Below are 19806 nucleotides of genomic sequence, written 5' to 3'. Positions count from 1 at the left end.
TAGCCACGACACGTGGGGCGGGGTTCACCAGGCAGGCCACGACGCGCGCCACGGCATCCGCCCCAACCCCAGCACACGCCGACGCGACCCGCCGCGGCCCTGACTCGATCCGCGCACCCGCTGGCGCGCCCTCGGCACTACGCTCGCCCCATGCGCGCTGTGCAGGCCCGCGAGGCGGGCGGTCCCGAGGTTCTCTCCTACGTCGAGCTCCCCGACCCCGAGCCCGGCCCCGGCCAGCTCCTGGTCCGCGTCGCCGCCGCGGGCGTGAACTTCATCGACACCTACCGCCGCAGCGGCCTGTACCCCATGCCGTACCCGCACGTGGTCGGCGTCGAGGGCGCCGGCGTCGTCGAAGGGATCGGCGACGGCGTGACGGGCTTCGCCATCGGCGACCGCGTCTCCTGGAGCGAGGGCCCCGGCAGCTACGCGGAGCTCGTGCTCGTGGCCGCCGTCCACGCCGTCGCCGTGCCCGAAGGGCTCGACCTCGTCCACGCGGCCGCGCTGCCGCTCCAGGGCATGACCGCCCACTACCTCGTCGCCTCGACGTTCGAGGTCGGCCCTGGCCACGACGTCCTGCTGCACGCGGGCGCCGGCGGCGTCGGCCTGCTGGCCACCCAGCTCGCCGTCGCCCGGGGCGGGCGCGTCATCACGACGGTCTCCTCCGCCGAGAAGGCGGCCCTCTCGCGCGCCGCGGGCGCCGCGCACACCCTCGACTACGCGGCGATGAGCGACCTGACCACCGAGCTGCCCGCGGCCGTCCGCGAGCTGACCGACGGCGCCGGCGTCCACGTGGTGTACGACGGCGTCGGCCGCTCGACGTTCGACGGCTCGCTCGCCTCGCTGCGGCCGCGAGGGATGCTCGTGCTGTTCGGCGCCGCATCGGGCCCGGTGCCCCCGTTCGACCCCCAGCGCCTCAACCGCGCCGGGTCTGTGTTCCTGACCCGGCCGAGCATCGGCGACTACCTCGCCACGCGGGCCGAGCTCGAATGGCGATCGGGCGAGCTGATGGCGGCGGCCGCCGCAGGCGACCTCGACGTGCGCGTCGGGGCGACGTACCCGCTGGCCGACGCCGCGCAGGCCCACCGCGCGCTCGAAGGCCGCGGCACCACGGGCAAGGTGCTGCTCGTCCCCTGAGCCGTCACCGCGATGGACGAGCCCGCAGGCCGTCGATCGCGATGCCGACGACGCGGGCGCGCTGCGCAGGGTCCGGGTAGTCGACACCCGCCACGCCCGAGACCAACCGCACGACGTCGTCGATCGTGACGTCCTGGCGCGCGACGCCCGCGGCCTGGGCGGTGCGCAGCAGCGGCTCGCCCGCGACGTGGATGGCGCGCCGGCACGCGCGCATGTCGCACGAGTCGCGGTTGAGCCCGTCGAGCAGCACCCGTTGGGCGCCGAGGTCGTCGACGAACCTGGCGAGCCACGCCGCCAGGCTCTCCCACGGGCCGCGCTCCTGGGCGTCGCGCCCGGCCTCGACCAGTCGCTCGATCTCCGTGACGTACACCGCCTCGACGAGCGCATCACGCGTGGGGAAGTTGCGGTACAGCGTGCCGATGCCGACGCCCGCGCGCCGCGCGACCTCCTCGAGAGAGGCGCGCGCGCCGCGCTCGGCGAAAGCCTCGCGCGCTGCGGCGAGCAAAGCGTCGAAGTTGCGGCGGGCGTCGGCGCGCTGCGGGCGCTGGACACCGAGCCACGCGGGCAGGTCGCTGGACGAGGTGGCCACGTTGCCTCCTGGTGCATGCACGGTCCCGGCTCGTGCGTCGGCGGGGAGAACTCCGCCGAACGGGACTTTCCACCCATCGTACGCAGTCGCACGCCCGCGCGGCGCGGCCGGGACCCGCGGCCCACTGGCCCACGGCTGGCACCGCCGGGGGCCGTCGGCTGGCGCGATGTGCGCGGCCGGGCGAGCCTGAGGACGGCTCACGCAGGGCTGGGAGACATCCGGCGCGTGGGCGGGCGCGGCGCGGGCTAACCTGGCGCGCGGAAACCGTTTTCGCCCCGTGTACCCGCACGGACCACTCGACGAATGAGGCACAGCGTGGCCCAGCCGAACACCCCCCTTGTCACCGGGATCTACACCGCCGACCCGTCCGCGCACGTCTTCGACGGCAAGATCTACGTCTACCCGTCGCACGACCTGGGCAACGACAAGGAGGACGACGGCAGCGGCGACCACTTCTGGATGGAGGACTACCACGTCTTCTCGCTGGAGTCGCTCGACGCCGAGGCCGTCGACGAGGGCGAGGTCCTGCACGTCAAGGACGTGCCGTGGGCGAGCGAGCAGATGTGGGCGCCCGACGCCGCGACCAAGAACGGCACGTACTACTTCTACTTCCCGGCCAAGGACAAGGACGGCATCTTCCGCATCGGCGTCGCCGTCGGCGACTCCCCCGCCGGCCCGTTCACGCCCGAGCCGGACTACATGGCCGGCACGTTCACCATCGACCCCGCGGTGTTCGTCGACGACGACGGCAGGGCGTACCTGTACGTCGGCGGGCTGTGGGGCGGCCAGCTCGAGAAGTGGCAGACCGGCGAGTTCGTCGACGCGCCCGGCCTCAGCGCCGGCGAGGACGGCCCGCAGGGCGACGAGCCGGCCCTGCTGCCGTACGCGGCCGAGCTGAACGAGGACATGGTCTCGCTCGCCGAGCCGCTGCGCACCATCGAGATCCGCGACGAGAACGGCGAGCCGCTCAAGGCCTCCGACACCGACCGCCGCTTCTTCGAGGGCTCGTGGGTCCACAAGTTCAACGGCAAGTACTACTTCTCGTACTCCACCGGTGACACGCACTACCTCGTGTACGCCGAGGGTGAGACGCCGCTCGGCCCCTTCACCTACAAGGGCCGCATCCTGGAGCCCGTGCTCGGCTGGACCACGCACCACTCGATCGTCGAGATCGACGGCACGTGGTGCCTCTTCTACCACGACTCGGAGCTGTCGGGCGGCAAGACCCAGCTGCGCAACATCAAGTACACGCCGCTGGAGATCGCCGAGGACGGCACCATCACCACGGTCACGCCCGCCGTCCAGTGACGAGCAGGCGGTAGACGACGCAAGGGCTCGGCCACCTCGCGGTGGCCGAGCCCTTGTCCGCTCAGCCTCGCAGCGTGGCCCCGACCTGCGCGGCCTGCGCGACGACGCCGTCGCGGGCGGCACGCACGTCGTCGGCCGTCAGGGTGCGGTCCGCCGCGCGCAGGCGCACCGAGTACGCCAGCGACTTCTTGCCCGCGCCGATCTGCTCGCCGGTGAACACGTCGAAGAGGCTGACGTCCTCCAACAGGTCGCCCGCGCCCGCCACGACGGCGGAACGCACCGTCTCGGCAGGAACCGCGGCGTCGACGACGAACGCGAAGTCCTCCTTGGCGGCCGGGAACGCCGACACGGCGGCCGCCTCGACCGGATCGCCCGAGGCGGCGTCGACCAGCGCCGACAGGTCGACCTCGAACGCGACGGACCGCCGTGGCAGCCCCGCGCGCTCGACGACCTTGGGGTGCAGCTCGCCCGCGTAGCCGACGACGCGCTCGGGCGTGCGCCCCCCTGCCACGACGAGGGCCGCACAGCGGCCCGGGTGCCACGGCATGACGTCGGTGGCGGGGACGACGTCGACCTCGACCCCGGCCCGCGCAGCCACCAGGCGTGCCAGCTCGATCGCGTCCGCCCAGTCGGCGTCACGGCCCGCACCCCACCAGCCGGCATGGTCGCGGCGCCCGGTCACGACGCCGGCCACGTGGCGCGGCTGGGCCGGGACGGCAGCCGCGAGCGCCGCAAGCTCGTCGTCCGACGGGCGCACGCCGACCGGCAGCTGCGGGGCCGCGGGGCGCCAGGTGCCGGGAGAGTCACCAGACCGACCTCGAAGACGGCGACGTCGGGCAGGCCGCGGGCGACGTTGCGGCGTGCGGTCTCGACCAGCGTGGCCAGCAGCGACGTGCGCAGCAGCGGCCGGTCGTCGGCGAGCGGGTTGGCCAGCCGCAGCGCGCGGCGGCGCGCGTCGCCCGGCGGCAGCCCGAGCGCGTCGAGCTCGGCCTCGCCGACGAACGGGTAGCTGAGGGTCTCGACGAGGCCCGCCTCGGCGAGCGCGCGCGCGACGGAGCGGCGCGTGCGCTGCTCGGCGGTCAGGCCCGTGCCGCCCGGTGCTGCCGGCACGGTCGACGGCACCTGGTCGTACCCCGCGATGCGGACGACCTCCTCGACCAGCGCGACGCGCTCGGTCAGGTCGGGTCGCCACGTCGGCGGCGTGACCTGGACGGTGTCCGCGTCCGGCCCGGGGGCCACGGCGCAGCCGATCTCCTCCAGGATGCCGACGACCCGCTCGCGCGCGTACTCGACGCCGGCCACGCGCGTCGCCAGGCCGACCGGCAGCGTGATCGGAGCGGGCGCGGTGGTCGCGTCGAGGTCGCTCACGGCCGGGTCGGCGACCCCGCCGCCGTGCTCGACCAGGAGGTCGACGACGCGCTGCGCCGCGACGGCGGGCAGCCGCGGGTCGACGCCGCGCTCGAATCGCTTGGCGGCCTCCGAGGGCAGCTTGTGGCGGCGCGCGCTGCGGGCGACCGTCGTCGGGTCGAAGTGGGCGGCCTCGACGAGCACCGCCGTCGTGGAGTCCGTGACCTCGGACGACGCGCCGCCCATGACGCCCGCGATGCCGAGCACGCGGCTCGCGCGCTCGCCCGAGGGCGAGTCCGTGATGAGCAGGTCCCCGGTGTCGAGCGCGCGGTCGACGTCGTCGAGCGTGGTGAGGCGCTCGCCGGGGTTCGCGCGGCGGACCACGATCGGGGCGGCGACCTGGTCGAGGTCGTAGGCGTGCAGCGGCTGGCCCAGGTCGAGCATCACGTAGTTGGTGACGTCGACGGCGAGCGAGATCGAGCGCATGCCCGAACCCTCCAGGCGGCGCTTCATCCACGCCGGGGTGGCCGCCGTGGGGTCGATGCCGCGCACGACCCGCGTGACGAACCGGTCGCACCCGACGACGCCGTGGATCGGCGCGGCGTCGTCGACGTCGACGGCGAAGCCGTCCCCGGTAGCGACGGGAGGCGCGGCGGGCAGGTTCTCGGCCAGGCCGCGGTCGGTGAACCGTGCGCCCGTGGAGTGCGCGAACTCGCGCGCGACGCCGCGATAGCTGAACGCGTACCCGCGGTCGGGGGTCACGTTGATCTCCAGCACCTCGTCGCCCAGGCCCAGCAGCGTGATCGCGTCCTGGCCGGGCGTCAGCGCGGCGGCGTCGAAGCCGAGCCGCGGCAACACGATGATGCCGTCGTGGTCCTCCCCCAGGCCCAGCTCGCGCTGCGAGCAGATCATGCCGTCCGACACGTGGCCGTACGTCTTGCGTGCGGCGATGGGGAACGGGCCGGGCAGCACCGTCCCGGGCAGCGCGACGACGACGAGGTCACCCACCCCGAAGTTGTGCGCGCCGCAGATGATGCCGCGCGCGCCACCTGCGGGGACGTCTGCGGGATCGACACCCTTGATCGCCGTGGCGTTGTGCTCGGGGCCGACGTCGACGAGGCACCAGTTGACGGTCTTGCCGTTCTTCTGCGGCTCCTTGGCCTGCGTCAGCACGCGGCCGACGACGAGGGGTCCGGTGACCTTCGCCGCGTGGATCGCCTCCTCCTCCAGCCCGACCTTGACGAGGGCGGCCGCGAGCTGCTCGGCGGTAAGGTCCTGCGGAAGCTCGACGTGGTCGGCGAGCCACTCCGTGACGACGAGGGGCATCAGATCTCCGTCCCGAACTGGGTGGAGAAGCGCACGTCGCCCTCCACGATGTCGTGCATGTCGGCGATCGCGTGGCGGAGCATCAGCGTGCGCTCGATGCCCATGCCGAACGCGAAGCCCTGGTACTCGTCGGGGTCGACGCCGGTGGCGCGCAGCACGTTGGGGTGGACCATGCCGCAGCCGCCCCACTCGATCCAGCCCGCGCCGCCCTTCTTCTGCGGGAACCACAGGTCCATCTCGGCCGACGGTTCGGTGAAGGGGAAGAAGCTCGGGCGCAGGCGCGTCCTGGCCTCGGGGCCGAACATCGCGCGCGCGAACGCGTCGAGCGTGCCGACCAGGTTGGCCATGGTCAGCCCCTTGTCGATCGCGAGACCCTCGACCTGGTGGAACACCGGCGTGTGGGTCGCGTCGAGGGCGTCGGTGCGGAACACCTTGCCGGGGCAGGCGACGTAGAGCGGGACGCCGCGCGCGAGCAGCGACCGCGCCTGCACGGGGCTCGTGTGCGTGCGGAGCACGAGGTTGCTGTCGACGCCCTGGTCCGTCGGCGACACGTAGAACGTGTCCTGCATCTGCCGGGCTGGGTGGTCGGGGCCGAAGTTCAGGGCGTCGAAGTTGAACCACTCGGCCTCGACCTCGGGGCCGTCGGCGATCTCCCAGCCCATGCCGAGGAAGAAGTCCGCGATGCGCTCCTGGATCGCCTCGATCGGGTGCCGTGCCCCCGCGGGCCTGCGACCGGTCGGCAGCGTGACGTCCACGGCCTCCTCCAGCAGCACCCGCTCGTCGCGCTCGGCCTCGAGCTCGGCCTGCCGGGCCGTGATCGCCTGGGCCACCTTCCCGCGGCGCGGCCCGAGGTTCTTGCCCGCGGCCGCCTTGTCGGGGCCGGGCAGCGCGCCGATCGCGCGGTTCGCCAGCGCGAGCGCGCTGCGGTCGCCGGTGTGCAGCGTGCGCGCGGCCTTGAGGGCGTCGAGGTCACCCGCCGCCGCGATGTCGGCGAGGGCCTTGGCGACGACGGCGTCGAGCGCGGCGACGTCGAGGGGGCTCGGGCCCTCGGGCAGGGGCTCGGCAGGAGCAGACATGGTGCCTTCCGCAGGTCGGGACGGGTCACGGCCCCGCGAGGCGCACGTGCATGCCCGGGCCAAGGCCGAGACCAGTCTAGGTGGCCGCCCGCAGGCGCCGTGCACTCGGGGCACGGTCGCGCCGCCGTCGGCGGGCGTCGCGTGGTCGCGCCGCCGCATCCTGGCGGATCGCCGCTCACCCGAGCGCGAGCACCGCCACGTCGCGGTGCAGCGGGCCACCCGAGCGGCCCTCGCCGAGGCGCGACGAGACGACGTGGACCGCCTCGACGCGGAACGCCGGGCCGCGGTAGACGGCCAGCGCCCGCGCCCAGGAGGCGAGCACACCGCCGTCGTCGGACCGCCCGCGCGGGCGGCGCGACCCTCCTCGCGGTCCACCGCGGGTGGCGCCCCGCGCCCCGGAGGCGCGGGCAAGCGTCAGGTGCGGGCGCCCCGTTCGTTCGTCGGCGCGCAGCCCTGCCTCGGCGGCGGCCTCCTCGGCTGCGGCTGCGAGGGCGCGCAGGCCGCCCGTGCCCTCGGCGACCCCCACCCACAGCGTGCGCCCGCCGAACGACCCACCACCCGCGAACTCGAGGTCGAACGCCGCGACCTGCGCGAGCGCGCCGGTGAGCGCGGCGACGTAGCCGGGCACCGCGCCGTCGGGCACCTCGCCGTGGAACGCCACGGTCACGTGTCGTTGCTCCTTGGGGACCCAGCGCAGCCCTGCGCCAGGATCGGCGACGGTCGCACCGCCGATGCCGCCGAGCGCGAGGTCGAGGTGGGCGGAGGCGGCTGCCGACGGGTAGACCGCGGTGAACAGGCGCATGCCCCGATCGTGGCAGGTTCCCGCCTGCCCCGTCGCGGGACGCGGCCCTGCCCGGGCCGGGCGGTCGCTGCGCTCAGCGCTGAGCGCGGCTCGACGCGTACAGGCACACCGTGGCCGCCGTCGCGAGGTTGAGCGACTCGGCCCGCCCGCGGATCGGCACGCGGACGACGGCGTCGGCGAGCGCGCGGTCGGCGTGCGGCAGGCCCCACGCCTCGTTCCCGAAGACCCAGGCGGTCGATGCCGCGAGGTCGGGGGTGCCGGCCGCTCGCGCACCGCGCCCCGCCGGCCCGGCGACGTCGAGCAGGTCGTCCAGGTCGTGGTCGCCCGCGCCGTCGGCCGCCAGCACGGCAAGCCCCGCCGCGTGCAGCGTGTCGACGACGTCGGGCAGCGGCACGCCCGCGACGACGGGCACATGGAACAGCGACCCGGCGGTCGCCCGGACGACCTTGGGGTTGTGCAGGTCGACGCTGTCGCCCGCGAGCACGACGAGGTCGGCACCGGCGGCGTCGGCGGCTCGGATGACCGTGCCGGCGTTGCCGGGGTCGCGCACGGTGGCGAGCACGACGACCAGCAGCGCGCGACGCCGCCCACCGTCCGGGTCGGCGAGCGCGGCAAGCGCCTCGGTCAGCCCGCGCGGGCGGGCGTCGACCACGGCGAGGATCCCCTGCGCGTCGGGGCTCATCGCGGTCAGCACCTCGGGGGTGCCGCGGTGGACGAAGAGCCCGGCGGCGCGCGCCTCGCTGACGATCTCGTCGTACCGCTCGGCCGCCGCAGGGGTCAGGTAGACGTCCCGGACGGCGTCGGGCGCGCAGCGCACGACCTCGCGCACGCCCTGCGGCCCCTCGACGAGGAACCGCCCGTGACGCTGACGCGCCGAACGCCCGGACAGCGCCCGCACCTGCCTGACGCGGTCGGCTCGCGGGTTGGCGAGCGACACGGGCGGCGCCCCCGTCGCCCCCGCCGTGCGGCGGGGGGACTCGGGGGGCGCCGACTCGTCGGCGGTGGGACCTGTCCGGGCGTCCGGCGTGCTCACAACAGACGCTCTGGGCGCGAGCCTCAGGCGGCCTTGGGCGCGTTGACGTCCTCGGGGAGAGCGGCCTTGGCCACCTCGACGAGGGCGTTGAACGCCGCGATGTCGTTGACCGCGAGCTCCGCGAGCATGCGGCGGTCGACCTCGACACCCGCGAGGCCGAGACCCTGGATGAAGCGGTTGTAGGTCAGACCCTGGGCGCGGGCCGCAGCGTTGATGCGCTGGATCCACAGCTTGCGGAAGTCGCCCTTCTTGACCTTGCGGTCACGGTAGGCGTAGACGAGGGAGTGGGTGACCTGCTCCTTCGCCTTGCGGTAGAGGCGCGAGCGCTGGCCGCGGTAACCGCTGGCGCGCTCGAGGGTCGTACGGCGCTTCTTCTGGGCGTTGACCGCCCGCTTCACGCGTGCCACGTGATGCTCCTTGCGTTATCGGGGCTCGAGTTGCTCCGCGCGGCCGGACGGCCGCGGCGGGAGGTCACTTACCGAGCAGCTTCTTGATCTTCTTGACGTCGGCGGGCGCGACGACCTGGTCCTGGGCCAGACGGCGCGTGCGGGTGCTCGGCTTGTGCTCGAACAGGTGGCGGGCGTTCGCCTGCTCACGCATGACCTTGCCGCTCCCGGTGATCCGGAAGCGCTTCTTGGCGCCGGAGTGCGTCTTGTTCTTCGGCATGACTGCCGTCTCTCCTCGTGTCGGTCGCCCGTCAGGTTCGGCGGGGACGTGGTGCGGGCGACGGGTTGCCGTCGCCCGGGTTCATCGGTTGCTGGTCACCCGTCAGCGCGGGGCGCGCGGGCTGGGCTTCGGTGCCGGCTTGGGCGCGGCCGGCTTGGGGACCGCCGCCTTCGGGGCGGCAGACGTCGGGGCAGCCGGTCGCGGTGCGGCAGGCCGTGCGGTCGCCGGCTTGGGCGCGGGGCGCGGCGTGACGGGGCGCGGCGCGGCGGGAGCGTTCGCGGCGGGAGCCTTCGCTACGGGCTCCGGCGCCGGGGCCGGCGCTGCGGCGGGGGCGGCCGGCGCGGCGGGGGCCGCCACGGCTTCCGCGGTCGCGGCCGCGACCGCGTCCGCGAACGACACCTCGGCGACCTCCTCGGTCACGTCCTGCTCCGGCTCCTGCCTGCTCTCCGGCTCCTCGACCAGGTCGTCGGGGGCGGTCGCCGCGCGGCGAGCCTCCGACTTGGTCACGCGCTGGGCGTTGACCTCCGAGGCACGACGACGCTGCTCGGCCTTGGCGTCGGCCTTCTTCTTGAGCGGGCCGAGGACCATGGTCATGTTGCGACCGTCCTGCTTCGGCATCGACTCGACGTTGCCCAGGTCGGCGACCTCCTCCGCCAGACGCGTCAGCAGACGCACGCCCATCTCGGGGCGCGACTGCTCACGGCCGCGGAACATGATCATGACCTTGACCTTGTCGCCGCCTTCGAGGAACCGGACGACGTGGCCCTTCTTGGTCTCGTAGTCGTGCGGGTCGATCTTCAGGCGGAAGCGGATCTCCTTGAGGACCGTGTTCGCCTGGTTGCGGCGCGCCTCGCGCGCCTTCATGTCGGACTCGTACTTGAACTTGCCGAAGTCCATGAGCTTGGCGACCGGCGGCCGGGCGTCCGGGGCGACCTCGACGAGGTCGAGGTCGGCGTCCTGGGCGAGCTTCAGGGCGACTGCCGTGGCGACAACGCCGACCTGCTCTCCGCCAGGACCGATGAGCCGGACCTCGGGGACGCGGATCCGGTCGTTGATGCGAGGCTCGCTGATGGTGATGCTCCTAGAAGTCGTCGGTGGACCATCAGGAACGAGGAAAGGCCCCCGCCCTGAGCATCAGGATGGAGGCCTTCGGCACACCCGACGACGGTGCGGCGACGCCGCACCCGCGAACGGGATGGACGACGACCCTCTGGCGAGGGCACCGCCGTCCGACCGGACCCGGCCCCTGTCGGCTGCCGCCAGTCGGAACTCGGGTGGGAGGTTCTCCACTTGATGCACCCGGCCGGACCTCGGAAGGCAGGCTGGGTGGGTCAGCCGCCAAGACTAGCACGCACGAGCCCGTTCCTCGTAACCGGCCCGTGGCCGACCAGCGTCCCGGCCCATGGCAGGCGGGCGCCCGGCGAGGCGTCCGGCGAGGCATCCCGGCAGGAGCCGCCACCTATGATCCCCCCATGAGCACCTCCCCCGACGCCGCCGAGCAGGCCGCGCGCGACATCGCCGACGTCCCTGCCGTCGAGGTCATCACCGCCGCGGCCGTCCACCTCATGAGCGCCGCCGCCGTCAAGTGCGGGCTCGCCGAAGACGCCGAGGAGCAGGGCCACCTCGACCTGGACGAGGCACGCAAGCTCATCACCGCGCTCGCTGCGCTCGTGACCGCGTCGGCGCCCGACGTCGGAAACGTGCACGCGCGCTCGCTGCGCGACGGGCTGCGCACGCTCCAGCTCGCATTCCGCGAGGCGTCCGTCATCCCCGACGCCCCGGGCGATGGCCCAGGAGAGAAGTACACCGGTTACGTCGCCCCCACCGGCGACGCCTGACGCTGGAGGACCCGTGAGCGACGAGCGACCCGGCGGCCCACCGCTCCCCCCTTCCGTCGCCCCGGGCTCGGGGGCCGCGGGTCCGTCCTGGCCCGGCCCTGCCGACCGCACGGCCCCGCCGGCGCCACGCCGTCGCCGCAGCGGCGCAGTCGCCGTCCTCACGCTGAGCGTCCTGCTGGTCGCCGCGCTCGGGCTCGGCGCATACCTGTGGCTCGCCGCGGACCGCTGGCGCTCCGCCTCGAACGCCTGGCAGTCCCAGGCCCACGCCCAGGCCCAGCGTGTCGGTGAGCTGCAGAACGACCTCGAGGCCGCGAACCACGAGCTGACCTCCGCACGCGACCAGCTCGCCACGGCCACCACCCGCATCACCACGCTCGCGAACGAGAAGGCGCAGCTCGGAGACGCGAACGCCGCCGCACAGCAGTACGTCGACTACCAGAAGCGCGTCAGCGCCGCGGCCGGCGTCGTCGCCGACGCGCTCGACCGCTGCACCGACGGGCAGGCGCAGCTCATCACCTACCTGCGCACGCCGGACCAGTACGACGCCGCGGACCTCGAGCGCTACGCGAACGAGGTCGACACGCTGTGCCAGCAGGCCTCGGAGGCCAACAGCCAGCTGCAGCAGGAGCTCCAGCGGTGACAGGACATGCCTCGTGGCAGACAGGACGCGCCCTGCGCGGCGCCGCGGCGGCGCTCACCATCACGGCCACGCTCGCCGCGTGCGGCGCCCTGCCGCCGTTCCCCACCCTGCCCACGGCGGCGCCCTCCGATATCGCCGCGCGCGATCTCGTCCCGAGCGCCCCCGTCGCGCCGTCGATCGCCCCGTCCGACGCGGCCGCGCTGTCCCCGGACGGCTTCGGCGCCGTCCAGCGGATGGCGGTGCGCATCCGCAACGTCGGCTGCGGGCGGATCTCGACGGGTTCGGGCTTCGCGATCGACGACCACACGCTCATCACCAACCGGCACGTCGTCGCCGACGCGGCATCGCTCCAGGTCAGCACGTACGACGGTCGTGACCTCGACGTCGCGACGGCGAGCACCGCCGCGCTCGCGGACCTCGCCGTCGTCCGCACCAAGGACGCGCTGCCCTCGGCCCCTCAGCTCGGCGATGCCGACCCCGTCGCGGGCGATCACGTGACCGTCGTCGGCTACCCCGAGGGCGGAGCGCTGACCGTCACCGAGGGTCGCGTGCTGGGGCCCACGAGCGACCCGCTGCACGAGAACCTCGGCGAGGTGCTCCTCACCGACGCCCCGGTGGAGCCGGGGTCGTCCGGGTCGGCCGCGCTCGACGAGGCGGGCCGGGTCGTCGGCGTCGTCTACGCGAAGACTGACGACGAGCGGTCCCTGCTCGTTCCCGTCTCGACCTTGCGCATGCTGCTGACCGACACCGGAGCGTTCACGCCCGTCACGCCCTGCTCGTAGCGCACCGCGGCTCCGCCCCCGCGCGGGGCGCGCGGCCCGGTCGGGGCGCTCAGCGGACGGCGCCGACGCGCAGCTCGAGCGAGTCGACACGCTCGGCGACGACGTCCGACGCGCCGAGCCGCGCGTTGACCTGGCGCAGCACCACGTCCAGGCCGGCACGGTCGAGCCCGGCGTCGATGCCGAGCACGACGGCGACCTCGGCCGAACGCCCCGGCTCGGCGTCGACCCGCACGACGTGCTGCACCGGCTCGGCGGCCAACCGCACGGCCGCCCGCACCTCGTCGTCGACGGCGAGGCCGTCAGCCGTCGTCACCAGCGCGGGCCGCCACGTCGTGCCCTGGGCCAGCGCCCACACCGCGGGGCGCGGCACCGTCACCGGGACCGGACCTGCCGGGTCCACCACGAGCAGCGCCCAGTCCTCGCCCACGGCCGACAACGCGGCCCGAGCCGCCTCGACCGGGACCGGCCGGGCCGACGCCCGCCACGCCCGCATGGAGTCCACGCACGTGAACACGGGCAGGGCCCGGCGGCCGTCGGGAGCCTCCAGCGCGACGACGCCCGACGACGCCTCCTTCTCGACGTGCAGGTCCTGCCCGGGCCGGTCGGGGTGTGCGACCGCCGCACCGACCTCGAGCTCGGCGAGGACCGGCACGAGCACGCGCGCGACCGCGAGCCGGGCGACGACGTCGCGCAGCGGCACCGTCCCCTCCGCGTGGCCCGCGAGCAGCGCCGCGAGCTCGGCGTCGGCCGAGCCGTCGTCGTCCGCGAACTGCGACGTCGGCTGGATGGACCGCAGGTGACCGGGGAGCACCCCGTCGGGTCCGGTCACGGCCGGCCCGCGACGTCGAGGGCCTCGGGCAGCGTGAACGCCCCGGCATACAGCGCCTTGCCCACGACGGCGCCCTCGACCCCGCCGGGGACCAGCGCACGCAGCGCCCGCAGGTCGTCGAGCGACGAGATGCCGCCCGACGCGACGACGGCGGCCGGGGTGCGCGAGGCGACCTCGCGCAGCAGGTCGACGTTGGGGCCGCGCAGCGTGCCGTCCTTGGTGACGTCGGTGACCACGTAGCGCGAGCAGCCGGCGGCGTCGAGGCGCGCGAGCACCTCCCACAGGTCACCGCCCTCCTGGGTCCAGCCGCGCGCGGCGAGCGTCGTGCCGCGCACGTCGAGGCCCACGGCGACCTGGTCGCCGTACCGGTCGATGACGCGCGCGGTCCACTCCGGGTCCTCGAGCGCGGCCGTGCCGATGTTGACGCGCCGCGCCCCGGTCGCCAGGGCGCGCTCGAGCGAGGCGTCGTCACGGATGCCGCCCGAGAGCTCGACCTGCACGTCGAGACGGGCGACGACGTCGGCGAGCAGATCCGCGTTGGAGCCGCGACCGAACGCCGCGTCGAGGTCCACGAGGTGGATCCACTCGGCGCCCCCGACTGCCAGTCGAGCGCCGCGGCCAGCGGGTCGCCGTAGGACGTCTCAGAGCCGGCCTCGCCCTGGACGAGGCGGACGGCCTGGCCGTCCGCGACGTCGACGGCGGGCAGGAGCACGAGGCGGTCGGTCATGAGTTCTCCGTTCGTTCCCAGCGGCCCGGCAGTGGCCACCGGCTGGTGCTAGAGGGACGTGACCCAGTTCTCGAGGAGGGTCGCCCCGGCGTCGCCCGACTTCTCGGGGTGGAACTGGGTGGCGGCGAGCGGGCCGTCCTCGACGGCCGCGACGAAGCGCGCCCCGCGGGTCGCCGTGCCGTGGTGCGCCCACGTCACGAGCGGGGGCGTGAAGCGCGGGTCGGCGGCGTCGTCGTGCCCCTGGGTGAAGGCCTGGGCGGCGTAGGAGTGCACGAAGTAGAACCGCTCGTGCTCGACGCCGGCGAAGATCCGCGAACCGGCGGGCACCTCGACCGTGGACCAGCCCATGTGCGGCACGACGGGAGCGTCCAGGCGCTCGACGACGCCGCGCCACTCCCCCAGGCCGTCGGACTCGACGCCGTGCTCGACGCCGCGGTCGAACATGACCTGCATGCCCACGCAGATGCCCAGCACGGGTCGGCCCCCGGCCAGGCGGCGGTCGACCACCTGGTCGCCGCGCACCGCACGCAGCCCTGCCATGCACGCCGCGAACGCGCCCACGCCGGGGACGACCAGGCCGTCGGCGGCCAGCGCGGCGTCGTTGTCTGCGGTGAGCTCGACCTGTGCGCCCACGCGTTCGAGCGCGCGCACGGCCGAGCGGACGTTGCCGAACCCGTAGTCGAGCACGACCACCCGGGGCGCGCGCGACCCGGCGCCTCGCGAGGCCGCGGCGCGCGGGTTGAGCTCGGCCGCGACGCCGTCGTGCGGCAGCAGCGGTGGGAGGCTCACTTGTTCTTCCTGGCCTTGCGCGCGACGCCGGTCAGCATCCGCATGGCCTTGAACCGGCCGATGCCCGCCGAGGCGATCACGCCCGGCAGGTCGCGGACCGCGAGCTGGCCCGTGAGCAGGTCCTCGAGCGCCTCGGGGGCCCCTGACAGCACCAGCCCGGGCGGCAGCTCCCCGGCAGGCTTGCCGTCCTGGTAGCGCACCGCGGTGAGCTGCCCCTCGGCGCGCGTGACCAGGACGAGCGGCACCCCGGCGACGAGCTGGGAGACCGCCGCGGCGGCCCGCTCGGGCGCCTCGCCCGACGCGTCGCGCAGCACCGCCAGCGCGCCGACGGGCGACGGGGCCGCGTCGACGTCGAGCTCGCCGAGCGCACAGGCGGCCGCGAGCGCCTCGGCGTCCGCGATCTGGGTCAGCAGGACGGCGAGCTCGCGCTCGCTCGGCGCGGTGAGCGCGGACAGGTCGTCGGGGACCTCGAAGTCCTCGGGCAGGTCCTGGCTCACAGCGCTCCCTTGGTCGACGGGACGCCCTCGACGCGCGGGTCGAGGGCGACGGCGGCACGCAGCGCGCGCGCCAGTGCCTTGAACTGGGCCTCGACGATGTGGTGCGGGTCGCGCCCGGCGAGCACCCGCACGTGCAGGCAGATGCCGGCGTGGTGCGCGATCGACTCCAGGACGTGCCGGGTCAGCGACCCGGTGAAGTGACCGCCGATGAGGTGGTACTCCTGCCCGGCGGGCTCGCCCTCGTGCACGAGGTAGGGGCGCCCCGACACGTCGACGACGGCGAGGGCCAGCGCCTCGTCGAGCGGCACGGTCGCGTCGCCGAAGCGTGCGATGCCCTGCTTGTCGCCGAGGGCCTGGCGCAGCGCCTGGCCGAGCACGATCGCGGTGTCCTCGACCGTGTGGTGGGCGTCGATGTGGGTGTCGCCCGTGGCCTTGACCGTGAGGTCGATGAGCGAGTGCTTGCCCAGTGCGGTGAGCATGTGGTCGTAGAACGGCACGGACGTCGAGATGTCCGTGCGGCCCGTGCCGTCGAGGTCGACCTCGACGACGACGCTGGACTCGCTGGTGGACCGCTCGATGCGGGCGGTGCGGGTACCCATCAGGCCTCCTGCTCGGTGATGGCGGTGACGACGTCGTTCAGGGCGTCCTTGAATCGCGCGGTCTCCTCGGGGGTGCCGACGGACACGCGCAGCCATCCGGCCGGGCCGACCTCGCGGATGAGCACCCCGCGGTCGAGCAGGCCCTGCCAGACGGCGTGGCGGTCGGCGAACCGGCCGAAGAGGACGAAGTTGGCGTCGGTCTCGGCGACGACGAGCGGCTGCCCCCGGTCCCGGTCTGCGCCCGGAGCCAGGCGACGAGCCCGTCGCGCTCGGCGCGCAACGCGTCGACCTGGGCGAGCAGCGACTCGGTGTGCTTGAGGGCGGCCCGTGCCGCCGCCTGCGTGATCGCCGACAGGTGGTACGGCAGGCGCACGACGCGCAGCGCGTCCACGAGCGCGGTGCTCGCGGCCAGGTAGCCCAGCCGCAGCCCGGCCGCGGCGAACGCCTTGGACATGGTGCGCGTGACGGCGAGGTTCGGGTGGGCGTCCAGCAGCGCGAGCGCGGACGGCGTCCCAGCACGCCGGAACTCGGCGTACGCCTCGTCGACGACGACGACCGCCCCCGCGCCGTCGGGAGCGTCGGCGATGCGCACGCGCGCCGCGGCATCGAGCACGGCCTCCACGACGTCCAGCGGCAGCGTGGTGCCGGTCGGGTTGTTGGGGCTGGTCAGCAGGACGACCGCGGGCTGCTCGCGCTCGATCGTCTCGACGGCGTGGGCCGCGTCGAGCGTGAAGTCCTCGTTGCGGCGACCGGCGACCCAGCGCGTGTGCGTGTCCCGCGCGTACTCGGGGTACATCGAGTACGTCGGGGCGAACGAGACGACGGTGCGGCCGGGCCCGCCGAAGGCCTGCAGCAGGTGCAGCATGACCTCGTTGGAACCGTTGGCGGCCCACACCTGCTCGGCGCGCAGGGTGACACCCGACTCGCGGCGCAGGTAGGCGGCGAGGTCGCCGCGCAGGCCCAGGAAGTCGCGGTCCGGGTACCGGTTGAGGCCGCGGGCCGCGGCGGCGACGTCGGCGGCGATCGTCGCGACGACCTCGTCGGATGGCGCGTACGGGTTCTCGTTGACGTTGAGCAGCACCGGGACGTCGAGCTGCGGGGCGCCGTAGGGCTCCTCGTCGGCGAGCTCGGGCCGCAGGGGCAGCGCGGTGACCCGGGGGGTCGCCGCGGCGGTGTGGGTCGTCACCGGGTCAGTCTACGGAAGGCACGCGGGAGGGCCGGACGCCGGTTCACAGGGCGAGCGGGACGCCCGCCCCGGGCGGGCCTCACCCGGCCAGCACGACGTCGGAGCCCTGGATCTCGACCGGGATCTGCGCGAGCGGCGCCCCTGCGGGTCCGCCGAGCACGGCGCCGTCGGTCGGCGCGAAGCGCGAGCCGTGGCACGGGCAGTCCAGCTCGTCGCCGGCGGGCGCCACCTTGCAGCCCGCGTGCGGGCAGATCGAGCTGAACAGGTGCACCTCGCGCTCGGCCGGCCGGGTCAGGAGCAGCGCGTGCCCGTCGACGTCGACCGCGAGCGCGCCACCGACCGCGACGTCGGCCAGGCCCGCCACGCGCGTGCCCGCGCCGCGTGCCGCGACCGCCGAGGCGTCGTCCTGGGGGGTGGCGCGCGGTGCGGCGCACGCCGACAGCAGGCAGGTGCCCGCCACGGTGGCGCCTGCCACGCCCAGGACCTGGCGGCGAGAGAGGTCGGTCATGGCGCCATCTTGGCCACGTGCGCCGTGACGGTCCAGCCGGCCGTCGCACCGCAGCGCGACGGCGTCGTCCACAGGGCGGCGCCCCCCGCACCGGGGCGTGGGTGCCCCCGCCTACGATCGCGGGGTGACCTCCCAGGACGACGACCCGACGATCGACCCGGCCAAGCGCGCGACCCTCGCCATGCTGCGCGGGCTCATCGACTCCGTGGGCGCCGACGGCGAGCACGGGGCGAGCACGCTGCGCGACCAGGCGGAGTCGGCGCTGCGAGCGCTCGTGGGCCGCGACGACGCGGCGCTGCGCGAGGACCAGTGGCGCGCGATCGAGGCGCTCGTGGCGTTCCGCCGCAGGGCACTGGTCGTGCAGCGCACCGGATGGGGCAAGTCGGCGGTGTACTTCGTCGCGACGTCGCTCCTGCGGGCGCGCGGCGCGGGGCCGACGGTCATCGTCTCGCCGCTCCTGGCGCTCATGCGCGACCAGATCGCCGCCGCCGCGCGTGCCGGGATCCGCGCCGTGACGATCAACTCGGCCAACGTCACCGAGTGGGACGACGTGCACGCGGCCATCGCACGCGGCGAGGTCGACGTGCTGCTGTGCTCGCCCGAGCGGCTCAACAACCCGGGCTTCCGCGACGAGGTGCTGCCCCGCCTGGCCGCCGACGCCGGGCTCGTCGTCGTCGACGAGGCGCACTGCATCTCCGACTGGGCCACGACTTCCGCCCCGACTACCGCCGCATCCGCACGCTCCTGGCCGACCTGCCGCCCGGCATCCCCGTGCTCGCGACGACGGCGACGGCCAACGAGCGCGTCACGCACGACGTCGCGGAGCAGCTCGCGGTGCACGCCGACGGCTCGCCCGCGACGGACGTCCTGGTGCTGCGGGGCGGCCTCGACCGCGAGTCGCTGCACCTGGCCGTGCTCGAGCTGCCCGACCAGCCGACGCGGGTGGCCTGGCTCGCGGAGACGCTCCAGGACGTCGAGGGCTCGGGAATCGTCTACTGCCTCACGGTCTCGGCGGCCGAGCAGGTCGCCGAGCAGCTGCGCGCCGCGGGGCTGGGTGTCGCCGCGTACACCGGGCGCACCGACCCGACGCTGCGCGAGTCGCTCGAGGAGGACCTCAAGGAGAACCGGGTCAAGGCCCTGATCGCCACCAGCGCCCTGGGCATGGGCTTCGACAAGCCGGACCTGGCGTTCGTCGTCCACCTGGGCGCGCCGGCGTCGCCCATCGCCTACTACCAGCAGGTTGGCCGAGCGGGCCGTGGCGTCGACTCCGCGGTCGTCGTGCTGCTGCCCGGGCAGGAAGACCAGGCGATCTGGGACTGGTTCGGAGCGCAGGCGTTCCCCGCGGAGGAGCAGGTGCGCGCGACCCTCGCGGCACTCGCCGCCTCCGGCTCCCCCCTCTCGACGGCGGCACTCGAACCGCTCGTCGACCTCAAGCGCTCGCGCCTGGAGACGATGCTCAAGGTGCTCGACGTCGACGGCGCCGTCCGCCGCGTCCAGGGCGGCTGGACGGCGACCGGGCAGCCGTGGGCGTACGACGCCCAGCGGTACGCCCGCGTGAGCGCGACCCGGGAGGCCGAACAGCGCGCGATGCTCGACTACGTGCACACGCCCGGGTGCCGCATGGCGTTCCTGCGCCGACAGCTCGACGACCCGGAGCTGGCCGGACCCGAGGGCGCCGCCTGGCGGTGCGGCCGTTGCGACCGGTGCGACGGCGTCGAGCTGCCCACCATGCCCGACGCCGAGGCGGTCGCCGCCGCCCGGCACGAGATGGACCGGCCGGGCGTCGAGGTCGAGCCTCGCCACCTGTGGCCCGCCGGGCTCGCGTCGCTCGGCCTCGACCTGCGCGGGCGGATCGGCACGGACGAGCTGGCCGAGACCGGACGTGCCGTCGCGCGCCTCGACGGCCTGGGCTGGTCCGGCCCGCTGCGCGAGCTGTTCGGCGGTGTCCCCGCCGCCGGGCGGGCCCAGGACGCGCAGGGAGACGACGGCGAGCTGCCCGTCCCGCTGCGACGCGCCGCGGCGCGCGTGCTCGACGACTGGGGCGCCCTGCGGGCCGCGCCCCGTCACCGGAGGCCGCAGGGGTGCCGGACGATCTCGCTGCCGGCTCGGACCCCGGTTCCGCGGGGGCGC

At 74.9% G+C, this 19806-nt stretch carries 17 protein-coding genes and 4 pseudogenes; 6 read left to right on the top strand and 15 right to left on the bottom strand.

The window, feature by feature from the left end; translation table 11 throughout:
• The first annotated feature begins 150 nt into the window (after positions 1–150).
• Complete coding sequence (locus ET495_RS02810; protein WP_129202434.1) at positions 151–1134, top strand: quinone oxidoreductase family protein; 984 nt, start codon at positions 151–153, stop codon at positions 1132–1134.
• 4 nt (positions 1135–1138) lie between these two features.
• On the opposite strand, the gene ET495_RS02805 is transcribed toward ET495_RS02810, so the two are convergent.
• Entirely contained in the window at positions 1139–1723 is a 585-nt protein-coding gene (locus ET495_RS02805; RefSeq protein WP_245993273.1) for a TetR/AcrR family transcriptional regulator, read from the bottom strand.
• 315 nt (positions 1724–2038) lie between these two features.
• Between ET495_RS02805 and ET495_RS02800 the strand changes: the two genes are divergently transcribed.
• Positions 2039–3031 (top strand): glycoside hydrolase family 43 protein, encoded by a 993-nt coding sequence (locus ET495_RS02800; RefSeq protein ID WP_211340900.1) that lies wholly within the window; start codon positions 2039–2041, stop codon positions 3029–3031.
• A gap of 61 nt (positions 3032–3092) precedes the next feature.
• On the opposite strand, the pseudogene pheT reads toward ET495_RS02800, so the two are convergent.
• The 7 genes and pseudogenes from pheT to infC all read right to left on the bottom strand — a co-directional run bounded on the left by pheT (position 3093) and on the right by infC (position 10301).
• A pseudogene (pheT, locus tag ET495_RS02795) lies at positions 3093–5704 on the bottom strand (phenylalanine--tRNA ligase subunit beta).
• On the bottom strand, positions 5704–6780 hold the full coding sequence (pheS, locus tag ET495_RS02790; protein ID WP_129202430.1) for a phenylalanine--tRNA ligase subunit alpha: 1077 nt from the start codon (positions 6778–6780) through the stop codon (positions 5704–5706). The pseudogene pheT and the gene pheS overlap by 1 nt, the downstream one beginning before the upstream one ends.
• Positions 6781–6955: 175 nt before the next feature.
• The gene (gene thpR / locus ET495_RS02785) at positions 6956–7582 is read right to left on the bottom strand and encodes an RNA 2',3'-cyclic phosphodiesterase (RefSeq protein ID WP_129202428.1); all 627 of its coding nucleotides are present in this window, start codon (positions 7580–7582) and stop codon (positions 6956–6958) included.
• A gap of 73 nt (positions 7583–7655) precedes the next feature.
• Positions 7656–8519 (bottom strand): TrmH family RNA methyltransferase, encoded by an 864-nt coding sequence (locus tag ET495_RS02780; protein ID WP_245993399.1) that lies wholly within the window; start codon positions 8517–8519, stop codon positions 7656–7658.
• A 119-nt stretch (positions 8520–8638) separates the two neighbouring features.
• Entirely contained in the window at positions 8639–9022 is a 384-nt protein-coding gene (gene rplT, locus ET495_RS02775; RefSeq protein ID WP_129202424.1) for a 50S ribosomal protein L20, read from the bottom strand.
• Between the two features lie 64 nt (positions 9023–9086).
• A complete protein-coding gene (gene rpmI, locus ET495_RS02770) occupies positions 9087–9281 on the bottom strand; it encodes a 50S ribosomal protein L35 (protein ID WP_111249828.1) in 195 nt (64 codons plus the stop codon).
• A gap of 102 nt (positions 9282–9383) precedes the next feature.
• Complete coding sequence (infC, locus tag ET495_RS02765; RefSeq protein ID WP_245993398.1) at positions 9384–10301, bottom strand: translation initiation factor IF-3; 918 nt, start codon at positions 10299–10301, stop codon at positions 9384–9386.
• 452 nt (positions 10302–10753) lie between these two features.
• On the opposite strand from infC, the gene ET495_RS02760 reads away from it, so the two are divergent.
• Genes ET495_RS02760 through ET495_RS02750 form a run of 3 tightly spaced genes read left to right on the top strand, consistent with a single transcriptional unit; the run spans position 10754 to position 12541 of the window.
• Entirely contained in the window at positions 10754–11119 is a 366-nt protein-coding gene (locus tag ET495_RS02760; protein ID WP_129202420.1) for a DUF1844 domain-containing protein, read from the top strand.
• 13 nt (positions 11120–11132) lie between these two features.
• Positions 11133–11759 carry a hypothetical protein gene (locus ET495_RS02755; RefSeq protein WP_245993272.1) on the top strand — a complete coding sequence of 209 codons (627 nt, stop codon included), beginning with the start codon at positions 11133–11135 and terminating at the stop codon, positions 11757–11759.
• Entirely contained in the window at positions 11756–12541 is a 786-nt protein-coding gene (locus tag ET495_RS02750; RefSeq protein WP_245993271.1) for a S1C family serine protease, read from the top strand. Before ET495_RS02755 ends, ET495_RS02750 begins: the two co-directional genes overlap by 4 nt.
• Before the next feature lie 49 nt (positions 12542–12590).
• Here the strand turns inward: ET495_RS02750 and ET495_RS02745 are convergent, their stop codons facing one another.
• The 7 genes and pseudogenes from ET495_RS02745 to ET495_RS02715 all read right to left on the bottom strand — a co-directional run bounded on the left by ET495_RS02745 (position 12591) and on the right by ET495_RS02715 (position 17676).
• A complete protein-coding gene (locus tag ET495_RS02745; protein WP_129202418.1) occupies positions 12591–13370 on the bottom strand; it encodes an SseB family protein in 780 nt (259 codons plus the stop codon).
• Positions 13367–14097, bottom strand: a pseudogene (gene priA, locus ET495_RS02740) (bifunctional 1-(5-phosphoribosyl)-5-((5-phosphoribosylamino)methylideneamino)imidazole-4-carboxamide isomerase/phosphoribosylanthranilate isomerase PriA). Before priA ends, ET495_RS02745 begins: the two are co-directional and overlap by 4 nt.
• A 48-nt stretch (positions 14098–14145) precedes the next feature.
• Positions 14146–14886 carry an imidazole glycerol phosphate synthase subunit HisH gene (gene hisH, locus ET495_RS02735; RefSeq protein WP_129202416.1) on the bottom strand — a complete coding sequence of 247 codons (741 nt, stop codon included), beginning with the start codon at positions 14884–14886 and terminating at the stop codon, positions 14146–14148.
• Positions 14883–15383 (bottom strand): hypothetical protein, encoded by a 501-nt coding sequence (locus ET495_RS02730; protein ID WP_129202414.1) that lies wholly within the window; start codon positions 15381–15383, stop codon positions 14883–14885. The genes hisH and ET495_RS02730 overlap by 4 nt, the downstream gene beginning before the upstream one ends.
• Positions 15380–15982 (bottom strand): imidazoleglycerol-phosphate dehydratase HisB, encoded by a 603-nt coding sequence (gene hisB, locus ET495_RS02725; RefSeq protein WP_129202412.1) that lies wholly within the window; start codon positions 15980–15982, stop codon positions 15380–15382. The genes ET495_RS02730 and hisB overlap by 4 nt, the downstream gene beginning before the upstream one ends.
• Positions 15982–17168: pseudogene (locus tag ET495_RS02720) on the bottom strand (histidinol-phosphate transaminase). Before ET495_RS02720 ends, hisB begins: the two are co-directional and overlap by 1 nt.
• A gap of 79 nt (positions 17169–17247) precedes the next feature.
• Positions 17248–17676, bottom strand: coding sequence for a QcrA and Rieske domain-containing protein (locus tag ET495_RS02715; protein WP_129202410.1), 429 nt, complete (start codon positions 17674–17676; stop codon positions 17248–17250).
• A 181-nt stretch (positions 17677–17857) separates the two neighbouring features.
• Between ET495_RS02715 and ET495_RS02710 the strand changes: the two are divergent.
• Positions 17858–19755 (top strand): annotated as a pseudogene (locus ET495_RS02710) (RecQ family ATP-dependent DNA helicase); the annotation flags it as partial.
• Positions 19756–19806: the final 51 nt, after the last annotated feature.

The sequence above is a fragment of the Xylanimonas allomyrinae genome, from assembly GCF_004135345.1.
Lineage (GTDB): Bacteria > Actinomycetota > Actinomycetes > Actinomycetales > Cellulomonadaceae > Xylanimonas > Xylanimonas allomyrinae.
The sequence above is the reverse complement of the archived record's forward strand: the minus strand, read 5'-3'. Positions and strand labels throughout refer to the sequence as shown.